The sequence below is a fragment of the Candidatus Pantoea floridensis genome (genome assembly GCF_900215435.1).
Classification (GTDB): Bacteria; Pseudomonadota; Gammaproteobacteria; order Enterobacterales; family Enterobacteriaceae; genus Pantoea; species Pantoea floridensis.
In genome coordinates this window covers 2,798,203-2,813,649 of the sequence record NZ_OCMY01000001.1, presented here as the reverse complement: position 1 = coordinate 2,813,649, position 15,447 = coordinate 2,798,203, and the positions used below count along the sequence as shown (strand labels likewise).

Below are 15,447 nucleotides of genomic sequence, written 5' to 3'. Positions count from 1 at the left end.
AGAGTATAGTGCGCATCCACGGACGCGGGGTGGAGCAGCCTGGTAGCTCGTCGGGCTCATAACCCGAAGGTCGTCGGTTCGAATCCGGCCCCCGCAACCAATTCTTCTTAAGTGAAGAGACAATGTGAAGTGTCGTGTAACGCGTCAGACGGACGCGGGGTGGAGCAGCCTGGTAGCTCGTCGGGCTCATAACCCGAAGGTCGTCGGTTCGAATCCGGCCCCCGCAACCAATTGTCTATAAGAAGAATACAATGTGAATTGTCGCTTAACGCGACAGACGGACGCGGGGTGGAGCAGCCTGGTAGCTCGTCGGGCTCATAACCCGAAGGTCGTCGGTTCGAATCCGGCCCCCGCAACCAATCATTTAAACACCTTAACGGGTGTTTTTTTGTTTCTGCCTACGCTAAAAGCGGCATTTCTGCCGCCCGCTTCAACGATGCGCCAGCGCCGCCCCTTTATCAAAATACGCCTTGATACCATGCAAAATCGCCTCAGCCACCTGATGCTGATAGCGCGCGGTACGCAGCTTACGCTCCTCCTCCACATTACTGATAAACGCGGTTTCTACCAGAATGGAAGGAATATCAGGCGCTTTCAGCACGGCAAATCCAGCCTGATCAACCGTGCGCTTATGCAGATGATTAATGTGCCCCATACGCGCCAGCACCTCTTTGCCGAACTTCAGGCTGTCGCTGATCGTTTGACGCTGCACCATATCGAACATGGTGTGATCGAGATAGCGATCGCCGCTCATGCTGACACCCCCAATCAAATCGGCTTCATTCTGCGTCTGCGCCAGGAAGCGCGCTGCCGTCGAGGTTGCGCCCCGCGTTGAGAGTGCAAACACCGATGATCCACGCGCCGCCCGGCTGGTGAAGGCATCGGCGTGGATCGAGATAAACAGATCAGCACGCTGCTTACGTGCTTTCGCGACCCTTACACGTAATGGAATAAAGACATCTTCGTTGCGCGTCATGTAGGCTTTCATGTTGCGCTCTTTATCGATCAGCGCCTTCAGATAGCGCCCGATTTTCAGCACGATATCTTTCTCACGCGTTTTATATTTACCATGTGCGCCCGGATCTTCACCGCCATGCCCAGGATCGATCATGATAATAATTGGCCGATCGCGCCCTGCTTTGCCCGGCAGCGCAGCCTGCACGGGCTGATCGCGTTCGAGATCGCCCTGATTGTAATCCTGCAGTAACGCCAGAAGCGGATCCTCTTCCTGTGACTTTTGGCTGGGATAGAGATCCACGACTAAACGATGCTTAATGCCCGCCACCGGCGCCAGAGTGAAGGTCTTCGGCGCGATACTGCGCTTGAGCTCCAGCACGATGCGCACCGTATTCGTATCGAATTGACCAACGCGCGCGGTTTTGATGTAGGGATCGTCCATACGCACCAGCTTATCCACGCCTTTTAGTACCGGATTGATGTGCATATTTTCGATATCAATAACCAGACGATCGGGATTACTCAGCGTGAATTGCTTGTACTTGAGGGGAACATTCGATTCCAGTGTAACGCGGGAGTATGTTGAGGATGGCCAGATGCGCACCGCCACAATATGCTGGCTGGCTGCCACTCCAGTGCGCGTGACGCTCAACAGCCATAATGCCCCAGCGCCCTGTAATAATCGTCGTCGTGTAAAAGCTTCGGACATGCCGCTCCACTTGCTATGTTATGTCTAAAAAAACGTCAAATGATGGCAAGAAAGCGAAAACTTTGTTCGGTCAGAAATGTCTTGTCTTGCCGGAAAAACCAGATAATGCAGTCTGTTAGCGAGTGTTGCATCAGGAAAATCGTAAAGTAACGTCAGGCCGGGCACTTGCATTAATTTGCGAAAGAGCATAAAAATACGAAAATTACGAATAAAAATGCAAAGAGGGTTTGCCGTGAAGGAACGCAGTACAGAACTGGTTCAGGGTTTTCGCCATACCGTTCCCTATATAAATACCCACCGCGACAAGACCTTTGTCATCATGCTGGGTGGTGAAGCCATCGAGCATGAGAACTTCTCAAGCATCGTAAATGATATCGGCCTGTTGCATAGTCTTGGCATTCGGCTGGTGGTGGTCTACGGTGCCCGTCCGCAGATTGATGCCAGCCTGGCGCAGCAACAGCTGGAACCGATTTACCATAAACACACGCGCGTCACCGATGCGCAGTCGCTCGAGCTGGTCAAGCAGGCAGCTGGTCGACTGCAGCTGGATATCACCGCGCGTCTCTCGATGAGTCTTAATAACACGCCGCTGCAAGGTGCTCATATTAACGTCGTGAGCGGCAACTTTATTATTGCGCAGCCGCTAGGCGTGGATGATGGCGTCGATTACTGCCATAGCGGCCGTATCCGTCGTATTGATGAAGAGGCGATTCATCGCCAACTGGATAATGATGCGATCGTGCTGCTGGGACCAGTGGCCGTTTCAGTGACCGGCGAAAGCTTTAACCTGACGTCAGAAGAAGTCGCGACGCAGCTGGCCATCAAATTGAAGGCCGAGAAAATGATTGGTTTCTGCTCCGAGCAGGGCGTCACCGATCGCGAAGGTAACATCATTTCCGAGCTGTTTCCCAATGAAGCCCAGGCGCGCATTGACGAAATGGAGAGCGATGGCGATTTCCTTTCGGGCACCGTACGCTTCCTGCGCGGTGCGGTTAAAGCCTGCCGCAGCGGGGTGCGTCGCAGCCATCTGATCAGCTATCAGGAAGACGGAGCGTTACTGCAAGAACTGTTCTCCCGCGACGGTATCGGCACGCAGATTGTTATGGAATCGGCCGAGCAGATTCGCCGCGCCAACATCAATGATATCGGCGGTATTTTGGAGCTGATTCGTCCGCTGGAGCAGCAGGGCATTCTGGTGCGCCGTTCACGCGAGCAGCTGGAGATGGAGATTGATAAATTCACCATCATCCAGCGCGATAATCTGACCATTGCCTGTGCAGCGCTGTATCCGTTCCCGGACGAGCAGATTGGTGAGATGGCCTGTGTCGCGGTACATCCAGATTATCGCAGCTCATCGCGCGGCGAATTGCTCTTAGAACGCGTAGCGCTGCAGGCGCGTCAAATGGGGCTGAAAAAGCTGTTTGTGTTGACGACCCGCAGTATTCACTGGTTCCAGGAACGCGGTTTTACGCCGGTGGATATTGAGTCGCTGCCCGAGAGCAAAAAGCAGATGTACAACTACCAGCGCCGTTCGAAAGTGCTGATGGCAGACTTGGGTTAGCACTTGCTGGTGGGCATTTATGCGCATCGGGAAGAGGTCGCCATGAATGGCGTAATGCTCGTCAGTTAAGCATGAATCGGTCACCATGAATGGTGACCCTACGTGGATATCGCCGGGTTTTCGTAGGGTGCGCATTCATGCGCACCTGCATAAACAGGCATTTTTTTGCTTAAGTGAGCGGCATTACGCCATGAATGGCGCCCCTACGGTGCATTTGTAGGGGCGGCATTTATGCGCATCGGGAAGAGGTCGCCATGAATGGCGACCCTACGGTGCATTTGTAGGGCCGGCATTCATGCGCATCGGGAAGAGGTCGCCATGAATGGCGACCCTCTGGTGCATTTGTAGGGGCGGCATTTATGCCGACCAGGGTTTATTCCCCGCTCAACCGCTCGAGCAATCCGCTGCGCCGTTGGGTACGCAGCTGTACCGCCCGGCGGAATACGCTTTCATCGCTGTACAACGTCAGCTGCTTTCGCGCACGCGTAATGGCGGTATAAATCAGTTCACGCGTTAGCACCGGTAAAAACTGCGCCGGCATCACTAACGCCGTATGATCAAACTCCGATCCCTGCGATTTGTGCACCGTCATTGCCCACGCGGTATCGTGCGTGGGTAAACGACTTGGCTGTACCGCTTTGATGCTGCCATCTGGCAATGGGAAAAACACTTTCAGCAGACCTTCATCATCAAACAGCGTAATGCCGATATCGCCGTTAAACAGGCCCAACGCGCTATCGTTGCGCGTCACCATCACCGGACGTCCCTGATACCAACGACTGCCGCCGGTGGGACGACGAATCAGTTGCAGCTGCATCAACTTCTGTTCAATACGTTGATTCAGCCCCTGCACGCCAAAAGGCCCTTCGCGTAGCGCACACAGCAGCTGATAGCGACCAAATGCCGCGATAATCTCTGCCGGATCTGCTCGCTGGCTAATCAGTTTCAGGAAAGGCTGATAGCCTGCTGCAATCTCCGCCAGCATCGCCTGATAAGCCTCCGCATCATTTAAAGGTTTACGCGCGATATCACTAAACCCTGCCTGCAATGCCGCCTCGACTGCTTTCGCATCACCTGCATTAACGGCGCTAGCCAGCTGCCCGATGCCGGAGTTGGCGTCAAAGCGATAACTTTTGCGCAGCAGGCAAATAGAGTCGCGCACAGGGGGAGCGCTGTGCTCATCATTGCCCGCCACTGCACAGCCAGTAATTTCACTGAGTTGTAACGCACGCGCGGCACTGTAGCCGGCCTCAGCGCAGCGGCAGATATCGCCGAGCACCGCGCCCGCTTCAACGGATGCAAGTTGATCGCGATCGCCCAGGAAAATGACTCGCGCCTGCGGAGGCAACGCGGCGATAAGATTGGCCATCATACCGAGATCGACCATGGAGGCTTCATCCACCACCAGCACATCCAGATGCAATGGATTTCCCGCGTGATAGCGCAGACGCTGCGTTTCCGGTTGTGCGCCTAACAGACGGTGCAACGTAGTGGCCTCAGCCGGAAAGCGTAGTCGTTCCGCCTCGCTAACCGGCAGCTTTTGCAGCGCCTTACCCAGTGATTCGGTGAGACGCGCCGCGGCCTTGCCGGTTGGAGCAGCCAATTGAATACGAAGTGCGTCCCCACTCAGGCGAATGAGCGCTGCCAGTAGTTTTGCCACCGTAGTGGTTTTACCGGTGCCGGGGCCGCCAGAAATAACCGCGGTTTTTTGCGTCAATGCTACGGCGGCCGCAATTTTCTGCCAGTTATCCGGCGCGATACCAAACAGCTGATCCAGTACTTCTCTTACCTGCTCAGATGCAAACTGCTGCGCTGTGGCCTGTGACTGGAAGAAGCGTGCCACCTGCCCTTCGTGATGCCATAAGCGATGCAGATAGAGACGATTCTCGCTCAATACGATCGGCGCCGCCCGATCGTGACTGTGCAACGCAGGCCAGTCACTCAGTTCTGCGTGCCAATCTTGCGGCTCCCCGGCAGCTTGCCAGATAGCGTGCGCCAGCTCCTCATGACGACCATTAAACAGGTTGTCGCGGCTCAGCTGCGTCAGCGGTAAACAGACATGCCCATCCCCTGCTTCTGCACTCAGGCATGCTGCCAGCAGTAATCGCGCCGGATAATCATCATCGGCCAACAGTTGGGCAAACTGGACATCCAGCGGCCGCAGCAAGCGCAGCTCAGCCGCCTGTGCCAAAAGCGCCGTCATACCGCTCATGCAGACTCTCCTGGCCCGCGAAACAGGCTGTCCAGTTGTGAAACAAAATCGAAGCTTGGACGCGTATGGAACACGCCATTATCGGGTGAGCTACCATCCATGCCGCGCAGGAAAAGATAGAACACGCCGCCAAAGTGCTGTTCATAATCGTAATCAGGCACACGATGCTGTAAATAGCGATGCAGCGCCAGCGTATAGAGCTGATACTGCAAATCGTAGCGGTGGTCGATCATCGCCTGCGCCATCGCCTGCGGTGTATAAGCTTCGTGGCTGTCACCCAGCCAGTTGGATTTATAATCCAGCAGGTAGTATTTACCCTGCCAGCGAAACACCAGGTCAATAAAGCCTTTTAGCATGCCCTGCACCTGACGGAAATCAAGCGGCGGAGCCTGTGCCGATAACGCATCCTGAGCGATTAATGCACTGAGTTCATGCGCCGTCAGCACGTTATCAATTGGCAGATAGAAGGCCATTTCAACCAAACAATCGTGACGGTGAACGCCCGCTAGATGGATGCCCTGCGCATTCAGCGGCGTAGTGACCACGCGTGCAATCCACTCGCTGAGCATCGGCTGCCAATGGAGCGGGTAACCGTTTTGCTGCAGATGCTGCGTCAGCTTCTCTGCGGAGGGCGGCTGTGGGAAATCCAGTGATTCAAACAGCTCATGTAAAAACGTCCCCGGTGCAGCACCGCGCGGGAAATGGTGGGGTGTTAACGTCGCTTCCAGCGTCTCCTCATGGTTCTCCTCGCCCGCTGCTTCTACATCGAAGTTTGGCATCACATCCAGCAGGCGATGAGTGCCATGCTGCTGCAAACCGGAGTAGCTGGTTACCCGCCACGGATCGGCCAACACACGCGTTACGGCACGTGCGGCAAGTTCGCTATCGGCAACGGCATCATTCTGCCAGCGCTCGGCATGGATATCATCCGCCAGCACCACATCGGTGCCTACTGCCTCCATATCATTGAGCAGAATAGCCAACTGCTCTGCCGTGGCCGCTTCACCACGCTGCAACAAGAACCCGAGTGCGCTTTTGTGCACATCGCTCTCGCCCTCTTTCTTACGCGTGCCACGAAACAGCGGCGCCACCCCAACGCTGCAGTGATAAATCGAGCGGGTCAGCGCCACGTACAGCAGACGCAAATCTTCCGCGAGACGCTCCTGCTCGGCCAGCGCCAGACTCGCCTCATCCGCTTGCAGATCCAGCACCGCCCCAAAACTTTCACGATCGTGATACAGCGCGGTATCGGCTTCGCGGAAACCGGCGGCGAATGGCAGCCACACTAACGGATATTGCAGTCCTTTGGACTTGTGAATGGTGACAATCTGTACCAGATGGCGATCGCTCTCCAGACGCAGCTGCTGGCTGGCAGACTGACTATCCGGACGTGCGATCTGCTGCGCCAGATGGCGCACCAGCGCATGTGGACTATCCAGCTGTGCTGCCGCCTCCTGTAACAGTTCGCCCAGATGCAGTAAATCGGTCAGGCGGCGTTCACCGTTGTCTGATGCCAGCAAATTCTCTGCCAGCTGACGCTCCAGCATCATCTCGCGCAGCATCGGCAACACGCCACGTTGCTGCCACACCAGCTGCCAGCGAGCAAAGGTATCGACCAATTCATCCCAACCACGCGCATCCTGATCCAGCGCATCCAGCTGCGAGGCATCAAAGGCAAACAGCGAGGTAGCCAGCGCCGTACGCAGCATACGCTCCTGTTCCGGCGCCAGCACCGCCTGCAGCAGCCACAACAGCTCGCGCGCTTCCGGCGTGGTGTAGACGCTGTCGCGGTTAGAGAGATACACCGACGGAATCCCCAGCAGATTTAACGCTTCGCGAATCAGATTAGCTTCGTTACGGCTGCGCACCAGCACGGTGATATCTGAAGCTTGTACCGGGCGCAGTGCAGGAGCTTTGCCCAGCATCGCGCGCTGTTGCTGCCCAGCCTGTAGCCAGCGGCTTATGTCGGCCGCACACTGCTGCGCCATCCGTTGCTGATAGTCTCCCACGCTGCAACCTGTCCCGGGTTGCAGCCAGAAGCGCAATGCCGCTTGCTCAACCTGATCAATGCTGAGCGACAGACGCTGATTAGGTGGCGCGAACTGCACCGGCTGGAAGGGAATGTCAGCGAACAAAAATGGCGCTTCAAGACGCATAAACAGCTGATTGACGCTGCTAACCATCGCCGGCGATGAGCGCCAGTTGGTATCCAGCGTATAGTGCGCGCTTACCTCACTCCGTGCCCGAATATAGGTAAAAATATCCGCGCCACGAAACGCGTAAATCGCCTGTTTTGGATCGCCAATCAGCAGCAGCGCATGCGCTGGTTGATTGATGTAAAGCGTGCGGAAAATGCGGTATTGCAGCGGATCGGTATCCTGAAATTCATCAATTAACGCCACCGGAAAACGCTGACGGATGGCCTGCGCCAGCTGTTCACCACTGGGCTGCTGCAGCGCTTCGTCCAGACGGCTTAGCAGGTCATCAAAACCTAGCAGTGCCTGCTGGCGCTTTTCTTTACGTACCGCAGCGCGCACCTCAACCAGCGCACGGGCAATTACCAAATCACGCAGCGACAGCGGCTGCGCGATAAAGCTATCAATGGCGTCAAATAAGCCATGCTGTGGCGGAAGGCCCTTTTTGGTCTTCTCTATCAGCACCTGCTGGCCAAAGCGCGCCAGCTCGGCAGGAACCTGATAATCGCACGTTTCGCTTTGTGCCCAGAAGCTAACCTTGTTAACCCAAACCGGCAAATTTTTACTGCTGTAGCTACGCTTATCCACATCCGATTGTCCAACCAGCGTCAGCACCTCTTCGCTGACCGCCAGCCACTGCGCTTTCATGGCGGCGATACGCGCCAGATTTTCACTGTGGCGTGAGGCCAGCGTTTCACCCTCGGCAGGCGGAAGACGCAGGCTGGGAGACTCGCCCTGTAACCATGGACGCAAGGTTGCCAACAACTGCTCCGGGCCGCTCCACTCGCTGACAATCACGCGCGCAATATCCAGCGTCAGTGGATAGCAGTGGCGGCGCCAAAAATCGGCCGTCGCCTGCCGCAGCAGAAGCTGTTCATCCTCAATCAGCTGCTGTTCAAACAGCATCCCTGACTCAAAGGCATTGAGATTGAGCATGCGCTGGCAGAAGCCGTGAATAGTGAATATCGCCGCTTCGTCCATCTGGCGCTCGGCAGCAAGCAGCAGTGAAGCCGCATCGGCAGGTTGCGGAATCTCCTGCAACAGTTGCATCAGCATCGGGTTGCCGCTGACGCCGCGCAGGCAGGCCAATCGCAGTTCGTGAATATTGGCACGAATACGTCCACGCAGCTCGGCGGTAGCAGCCTCGGTAAAGGTCACCACCAGAATTTCTTCTACCGACAGTGGGCGGGAATATGCATTTTGTCCACCTAACCCGAGCAGCAGGCGCAGATAGAGCAGACCGATGGTAAAGGTCTTGCCTGTTCCGGCTGAGGCTTCAATCAGACGCTCACCGCGCAGCGGCAGCGTCAGGGGATTGAGGGTTTCAGGTAACAAACTCATTGCGCATCACTCTTCACTGGCAATGATTGCTGCAATTTCTGCACCTCATCCCACGTGGTCCAGTCCGGCAATGGCGCGTAATCATCTTTGGTCGCACCATCATGGCTACCGCCAATCTGCGAAATCATCGCCATGCCCTGCTGCGCTAACACCGCCTGATGGAAGAAGTCGGCCAGACCCGCTGGCGTCAGCTTTTGAATTTGCTCAATCGCTTTTTCACGCGTATTGAAAGCAAAATTCTGGCGATTGAAGTCGCGGTTAAAGCGGTTCGCCTCTTCATCCAGCGTTTGTGGACGCTGCTTCATATCGTTGATCAACGCCTGCTGATACTGGGCGAAATCTTCCGGTTTCATGGTGCGCAGACGCTGTTCAGCCTGCGGATAAAAGGCCTGGAAGCGTTGCAGTAAGAAGGCGGGTTGTTTGCTGTTACTTTGCAGTAAGAAACCGATCCCCCATTGGCGACCAATCGGCATCTGGTAGGCAAACACCGCATAGCCGAGTTGCTCTTCGGTACGCAACTGATTGTAGAACCACGGCTGCACTATCTGGCTGAGCATGGTGCTGTTAGCCATGCTTTGATACTCGCTGTAGCCCAACGGCACATACAGCGCCGCCAGCGCGGAATCGGTGCTGCTACCTGCTTTCTGCAGGTTGGCCTTCATCGCCTTATCGACGACCACATAATCACTGTGCCAGTAGCCGTGGCCATCGCTCTGCAACTGCTGTTTAAGTTCATCACCCAACTGTATAACGCGATCGGCTGATAGATTCCCCACCACCATCATCTCTGGTGTTGCGTGATGAATCATCGCATCACGATAGTCAGTGACCTCTTTCAACGTGATCTCTTTGACCAGCTTGCGGCGCGTTTCGCGCTGGGTATAGGGCAGCTGCGAGAGCATTTGCATTGGCTGAATGGCTTGCTCAAACGCTTTGCCTTTTTCAGCCGCCTCCAATCGATCCAGATACCAGGATTTGGCCTGTTCCAGCTGCTGTTGATCCGGGGTAAACGTGGCGTAGCCTTCCACCAGTTTTTTCAGCAGTTCCGGCAAGCGTTGGGTAAACCCGCTGGCGCTAAACACGATGCCATCATCTTCACCGGTGGAGAAGCTGATGCCGCCAACCGATGCCTGCGAGTTGAGCTGATCCAGAGCCAGACTGGAGAGATAGTCATTCAACCCAAACAGCACCTGCTGGCGGGCATCGCTAATCGCGGCTTTGTTGCGCAGTGCCAGGGTGATCGCCGCTTTGGGTTCACTGGCAAACATCTGGCTTGGCATCCAGTAGATGCGCATGCTGTCACCGCTGGTGAGCGCCACGGGATGATCGTAGGTTTTACCTGTGGAAGGCATGATGGTGAAATCAGACGGAATATAGGGATTCAGGGCCGGCATCGATAGCTGCAGCTGAGTGGCACGCTGCTGCCAGTCACTGAACTGCGCGGCGCTGATTTTATCCACCTGGTAAGGCGCGTTCACAAAATAGGCTTCTTTGTTGTGCGGCTCCTGCGGACTGATGTACCAGATACGCGCGTTCTGCGGCGTCATCTCATCAAGACGTGATTTGATGGCGGCTGGGTCGAATTGATCGGCCAGATATGGCGCGTCCAGCGTATGTTCAACTGGCACACGTAGCATGGTGTCCACCAACCATTCGATGTAATCCATATCGCGCGTGATTGATGGATAGCGGAAATCCAGTGCCAGTACATGAGAGACTTCATCAAAGTACTCTTTGCTGATGCCTTTACTACGCAGCAGATCCAGGTAGCTAAATACTGCGGCTACGACCTCATCGCGCTGTGCCAACCCTTTATCGGTGAGCGATACGCTGATAGCAAACACGCCGCTGTTGCGCTCGGTCATCGGATCGGCACCCGCGCTGACACCGTCAGCCAGCCCCTGCTTTTGCAGCCAGTCATTAAGGGTATTCTTGCTGCGGTTGCCCAGAATATAACTAATCAACGTATCCGTTTTACTGCGGAACTGGCCGCTGTTATTGGCAATACGGAATTCGATTTTTAACTGCTTGCGCGGCTGTGCAGGCACGTAATGAATAATGATGCCCTTTTGTGCATCGGTGACCACGGGGACATCTATCTCAGGCACTGCCGTCTGATGATTGGCCACTCGACCAAAGGTCTTTACTGCAATGTCGGCCATCTCTGGCAGCGGCTTGTTGCTGTAAATCACCGCCTTCATCAGATTCGCCGAATAATGGCTGTGATAAAAATCGGTTAGCGCCTGATGTAATTTGCTGTCGGGCTTATCACTCAGCGTATCAAGGTTACCGCCGGAATAACGTGAACCCGGATGTGCAGGGTTTAGGGTTTCTGCACCCACTTGCGACATACGCAAACCATCACGCGAGCGGGCCATGGTGAGCTCAGCGTTAACAGCGTGGCGTTCACGGTCAGCATTGATCGGATCCAACAGCGGTTCAGCAATCGCATCAGCCAGGCGATCGACAGCCGGCTGCAGTGCATCGTTCTCCACTTCAAGATAGAACGCCGTACGATAGGAGGCCGTGCTGGCATTATGGCTACCACCGTGCTTCTTCAGAAATTCTGCAAGATTGTCAGGCTGCGGATAAAGCTTAGATCCCATCAGCACCATATGTTCCAGATAGTGCGCCAGGCCCAGTTGCTGATTAGGATCATCCAGCGAACCTATCGGCAACGTCAGCGCCGCCAGGGATTTCGGTGCTTCTGCGTCCGAGACCAGCAGCACGGTCATGCCGTTACTTAAGGTAATCGCCTGATAGCTGCGTGGATCGTGATCGCTTTTACGAATGGTGTCATTAATGGGTTGCCAGCCGCGATCGGTATCGGCAAAGGCATTCAGCGCCAGCATGCTCAGCAGCAGCGCTCCAATCCAGCGTGCGTAAATCCGCATTTAAACCCCTTACGTTACCCTTTTCCGCTGTCTGTGTGCCCAGCGGTGAAATAGAAAAACTTTTTTATAGTAGTGAGAACAGCGTTAACGAGGCTGTTCCCGATTGCTATTCATCATGTTGATGCGCAAGGCGCACCGGCAAATACCATTGCCGTGCGGCAGCGGTAATCGCCTGGATAGCCTCTTCATCAAGTGTTCGGCTAAGGCGCTGAAGATAGGGATCGCTGCTCTCGCCTTCAACCTGGAAACCACCCTGCCAGGCTTGCAGCAGTTTGTTAAGTGCCTTTTTCTGCGTTGCTTCGTCTTCCAGCAGCAGGTGCGCCTTGCTATCAAAGCTGGCCTCCAGCCAGGCCCCACCCGATTTATTGAGCAGCATCAGCGGCTGTACTAATCCCGCCTGATAACCCCCAACATACTCGCTCAGCAAAACTAATGCCCGATCGGCATCCAGTGCCGTAAAACGCCAGTGACTCTGTTTACGACCGTACATACGGCTTTCACCCGTACCGCCTAACGCGCAATACACCAGATGTTCGATCCATAACAACAGTCCATCGTTCATATTAAGCACGCCCGGACGCCAGCGCAGCAGCCCATCAGCTTGCACCTGGGTCAGCCAGCCGGTCAATTGCACATCGCCCAGCTTCAGATTGATCTCCCAACTCTCCGCCGGCTGGCGTTGACCGCTCACCTCCGCCGCCACTTCCTGCATCTCTTCGGTCTGGCTCTGCCAGAAAATTTCCCCAAAAGCGCCGTACGGTAGATTGCCTGCGGCACGATGGCGAGCATACAGCTGCGCCGGATCGTCACCGTTGACCAGCGTATTTAACAGCTGGGCGTTGATTTGATAACGCTCCAGACTGTCGGGAGCGAAGGGTTCGCTGTCGGGCAGTTCGCTCTCTTCCATCCAAAATGCGACGCCTAAGCGCTGCTGGAACCAGGCGCGCACCGGATGGCGCCAGAAACGCAGCAGTTGCTCCAGCGACAACGTTTCCAATGGCACAGGCGGTAAAGGCTGGACAAAATCAGGTTGCGCGACCCCGCTGCCGGTTGCGGCAGGTAGCCATTCCGCCGCAAAACTTTGGCCATATGCGCCCGGTTGGAAGTTCTCCGCCGCAAAAGGCATTCGGCTATGTAGCGTTTGTAGATGTTCACGCACATGCTGCTCGCTGACGTCAGGCTCACAGGCTTCGTCGCCGGGTAAACAGAAACTCTGCCCAAGATAATCCACCAGCTCACTCACTAATACTGAGGGATAGCGCTCGGTGTTGTCCTGAATAGCGCGGCCGATATAGCTGATATACAGCTGCTGCTGCGCCGAAATTAACGCTTCGAGGAACAGGTAGCGGTCATCATCACGGCGACTGCGATCGCCCTTACGCATCTGCTGCTGCATGAGGTCGAAACCAAGTGGCGCTAATGTGCGCGGGTAAACCCCGTCGTTCATGCCCAGCAAACACACCACCTTGAAGGGAATAGAGCGCATTGGCATCAGCGTACAAAAGTTGATCGGGCCGGCAAGAAAACGTTGGCTAATCCGCTGCTGATCGAGGCGCGAACGCAGCTCATCGCGCAGTAATGTGACCGGAATCGGCTGGTGATAAGCCGCTTGCATACCCTGTTCAATAATCTCCTGCCACTGCGTTTCCACCAGCAGCAGTGCGGCGTCACTTTCGGCATCACCGCTGAAGAAGCTGGTGATCAGCTCGCGACATAATGGCAACCAATCCTCAAGCGTGCGCTCTTGCGCCAGACGCGCGCGCCACTCTTCAAGCCGAGAGAGTAATTCGGCCAGATGTCCCGCCAGCTCAGCGATGAGGCCACTGGACTCGTCATACGGCAAAATACCCTGCCAGTCGCCGTTGCCACTTTCTAGCGCGTAGCCCAGCAGCATGCGCTGCAGACCAAAACGCCAGGTATGTTGTCCGGTCACCGGCAGCGCCAACGCTTCCACACTGGCATCATCCAACCCCCAGCGGATACCGGATTCCATCACCCAACGGCGTAGCAGTCGCAGCCCGCTTTCATCCACTGAGAAGCGTTGCGCCAGCGCTGGCACTTCCAGCAACGCCAGCACATCTTCCGAAGCAAAACGGCTTTCCGGCAATGCCAGTAAACCGATCAACGCCAATATAGCCGGGTGCGCCTGGCTGGCGCGGCGGTCTGAAATGGCAAAGGGTAAATAGCGCTTACTCGGCGCGCTGGCAAAAGCGGCCTGAATAAAGGGGGCATAACTGTCAATGTCTGCCACCATGACAATGATGTCGCGCGGCTTGAGCTCGGGATCGGCTTCCATTAGCGTTAGCAGGTGATCCTGCAACACTTCAACTTCACGCTGCGCACTATGGCACACCTGCAGCGTGATCGAGCGATCGTGCGGATCAAGCTGGCGTTTCTCACTGCTGTCGGCCAGTTCACCGGCGTTCAGTCCAATCACCGCTTTATCGTCGAGATTGAGCAGGTCCGACTGCAGACTGTGCAGCAGATTGTCTTGGGGCAATTCCACAAAGGCATCAATGTCGTTGGCGGCGGATTCCATCTGGCTCAGTAAAAACAGATTATCGCGCCCCAACTTGCCCCATGACGCGAGCAGTGGATTGGTGAGCTGTTGCTCGCCGAGATCGTTAAATAACGACGTGGCGCTAGCCGGATCGCGAAACAGCGGCTGTAGCTCATCTGATTGTAAACGACGCCGCTGGCGGCTTTGCAGCTTCGCCAGGAAAGCATAATCCTGAATGTCACCCCAATAGTGGCGACATGGATTGGTGAACAGCAGATGGATATCGATATGCCGTCCCAGCGCTTCTAACGCCTGAAGATAGACCGGCGGCAGCGCGGAAATACCGCAAATGAATACGCGCTGTGGCAGACCTGGCGGCGGCGTGTTTGCCTGTTCCAGTTCACGGATAAAGCGCGCATAAAGATTGGCACGATGCCACATCGGCTGGCCGAGGCTCTCCGTAAAGCTGACCAGATCGCACCACAGCGGTGCCTGCCAATGCTGCGATTCGCCTAAGCCATCAATTCGTTCACCGCGCTCCCAGCTATTGAGCCAGTCCGAGCGGTACACCAGATATTGGTCAAACAGGTCGGCGACGCGGGCGCTGAGCTGATACAGCTTACGCTTATCATCGTCGTCATTGAGATAGTGCCGCAGCGGCTGGAAGGCCTCCTGCTCCAGCAAGGTCGGCAGCCGATGCATCAGCTTCCAGCTCATGCTGGCTTTGGTGAAGGCGCTCTCTTCAGGGATATCGGGTAGCACCTTAACGAACATGTTCCAGATAAAACTGGCGGGCAAAGGAAACTCGATGTTGGCGGCGATACCGAAACTGTTAGCCAGCTCCATTTGCAGCCATTGCGCCATACCGGGACTCTGTACCAGCACCTGTTCAGCAGCAAGCGGATCGGCTAGCGGCTGGTTTTCAATCAGAATACCTGCCAGATTTTTCAACAGATCGAGCTGATTGGAATGATAGACCCGGAACATAACTCTCCTTCAAAGATATACCCACCCTACTTCAAGCTGCAGGTGCGTTAGCTGCACGCACTCAGCCGAGCCACTCTACCGTTTATCGCCA

Annotated in this window: 6 protein-coding genes and 3 tRNA genes; 4 read left to right on the top strand and 5 right to left on the bottom strand. The window is 55.6% G+C overall.

Annotated elements, in window-relative coordinates; all coding sequences use genetic code 11:
- Positions 1–23: 23 nt before the first annotated feature.
- The 3 genes from CRO19_RS13120 (at position 24) to CRO19_RS13110 (ending at position 359) form a co-directional block, all read left to right on the top strand.
- Positions 24–100: transfer RNA gene (locus CRO19_RS13120), tRNA-Met, on the top strand.
- Between the two features lie 53 nt (positions 101–153).
- A tRNA-Met gene (locus CRO19_RS13115) sits at positions 154–230 on the top strand.
- Positions 231–282: 52 nt separating this feature from the next.
- Positions 283–359, top strand: a tRNA-Met gene (locus CRO19_RS13110).
- A gap of 71 nt (positions 360–430) precedes the next feature.
- On the opposite strand, the gene amiC is transcribed toward CRO19_RS13110, so the two are convergent.
- On the bottom strand, positions 431–1,666 hold the full coding sequence (gene amiC, locus CRO19_RS13105) for an N-acetylmuramoyl-L-alanine amidase AmiC (RefSeq protein ID WP_141400241.1): 1,236 nt from the start codon (positions 1,664–1,666) through the stop codon (positions 431–433).
- Positions 1,667–1,880: 214 nt separating this feature from the next.
- Between amiC and argA the strand changes: the two genes are divergently transcribed.
- Complete coding sequence (argA, locus tag CRO19_RS13100; RefSeq protein WP_176519152.1) at positions 1,881–3,227, top strand: amino-acid N-acetyltransferase; 1,347 nt, start codon at positions 1,881–1,883, stop codon at positions 3,225–3,227.
- Between the two features lie 373 nt (positions 3,228–3,600).
- Here the strand turns inward: argA and recD are convergent, their stop codons facing one another.
- The 4 genes from recD to recC form a co-directional block, all read right to left on the bottom strand.
- The gene (gene recD, locus CRO19_RS13095; RefSeq protein WP_097096201.1) at positions 3,601–5,439 is read right to left on the bottom strand and encodes an exodeoxyribonuclease V subunit alpha; all 1,839 of its coding nucleotides are present in this window, start codon (positions 5,437–5,439) and stop codon (positions 3,601–3,603) included.
- The gene (gene recB / locus CRO19_RS13090) at positions 5,436–8,975 is read right to left on the bottom strand and encodes an exodeoxyribonuclease V subunit beta (RefSeq protein ID WP_097096200.1); all 3,540 of its coding nucleotides are present in this window, start codon (positions 8,973–8,975) and stop codon (positions 5,436–5,438) included. Before recB ends, recD begins: the two co-directional genes overlap by 4 nt.
- Positions 8,972–11,869 carry a pitrilysin gene (ptrA, locus tag CRO19_RS13085; protein WP_097096199.1) on the bottom strand — a complete coding sequence of 966 codons (2,898 nt, stop codon included), beginning with the start codon at positions 11,867–11,869 and terminating at the stop codon, positions 8,972–8,974. Before ptrA ends, recB begins: the two co-directional genes overlap by 4 nt.
- Before the next feature lie 106 nt (positions 11,870–11,975).
- A complete protein-coding gene (recC, locus tag CRO19_RS13080; RefSeq protein WP_097096198.1) occupies positions 11,976–15,356 on the bottom strand; it encodes an exodeoxyribonuclease V subunit gamma in 3,381 nt (1,126 codons plus the stop codon).
- Positions 15,357–15,447 lie beyond the last annotated feature (91 nt).

What these genes read in the sequence shown, in the direction of transcription:
- amiC (WP_141400241.1), bottom strand. Translation starts at nt 1,666, where the DNA reads ATGTCCGAAGCTTTTACACGACGACGATTATTACAGGGCGCTGGGGCA.
- argA (WP_176519152.1), top strand. Translation starts at nt 1,881, where the DNA reads ATGCAAAGAGGGTTTGCCGTGAAGGAACGCAGTACAGAACTGGTTCAG.
- recB (WP_097096200.1), bottom strand. Translation starts at nt 8,975, where the DNA reads ATGAGTTTGTTACCTGAAACCCTCAATCCCCTGACGCTGCCGCTGCGC.
- ptrA (WP_097096199.1), bottom strand. Translation starts at nt 11,869, where the DNA reads ATGCGGATTTACGCACGCTGGATTGGAGCGCTGCTGCTGAGCATGCTG.
- recD (WP_097096201.1), bottom strand. Translation starts at nt 5,439, where the DNA reads ATGAGCGGTATGACGGCGCTTTTGGCACAGGCGGCTGAGCTGCGCTTG.
- recC (WP_097096198.1), bottom strand. Translation starts at nt 15,356, where the DNA reads ATGTTCCGGGTCTATCATTCCAATCAGCTCGATCTGTTGAAAAATCTG.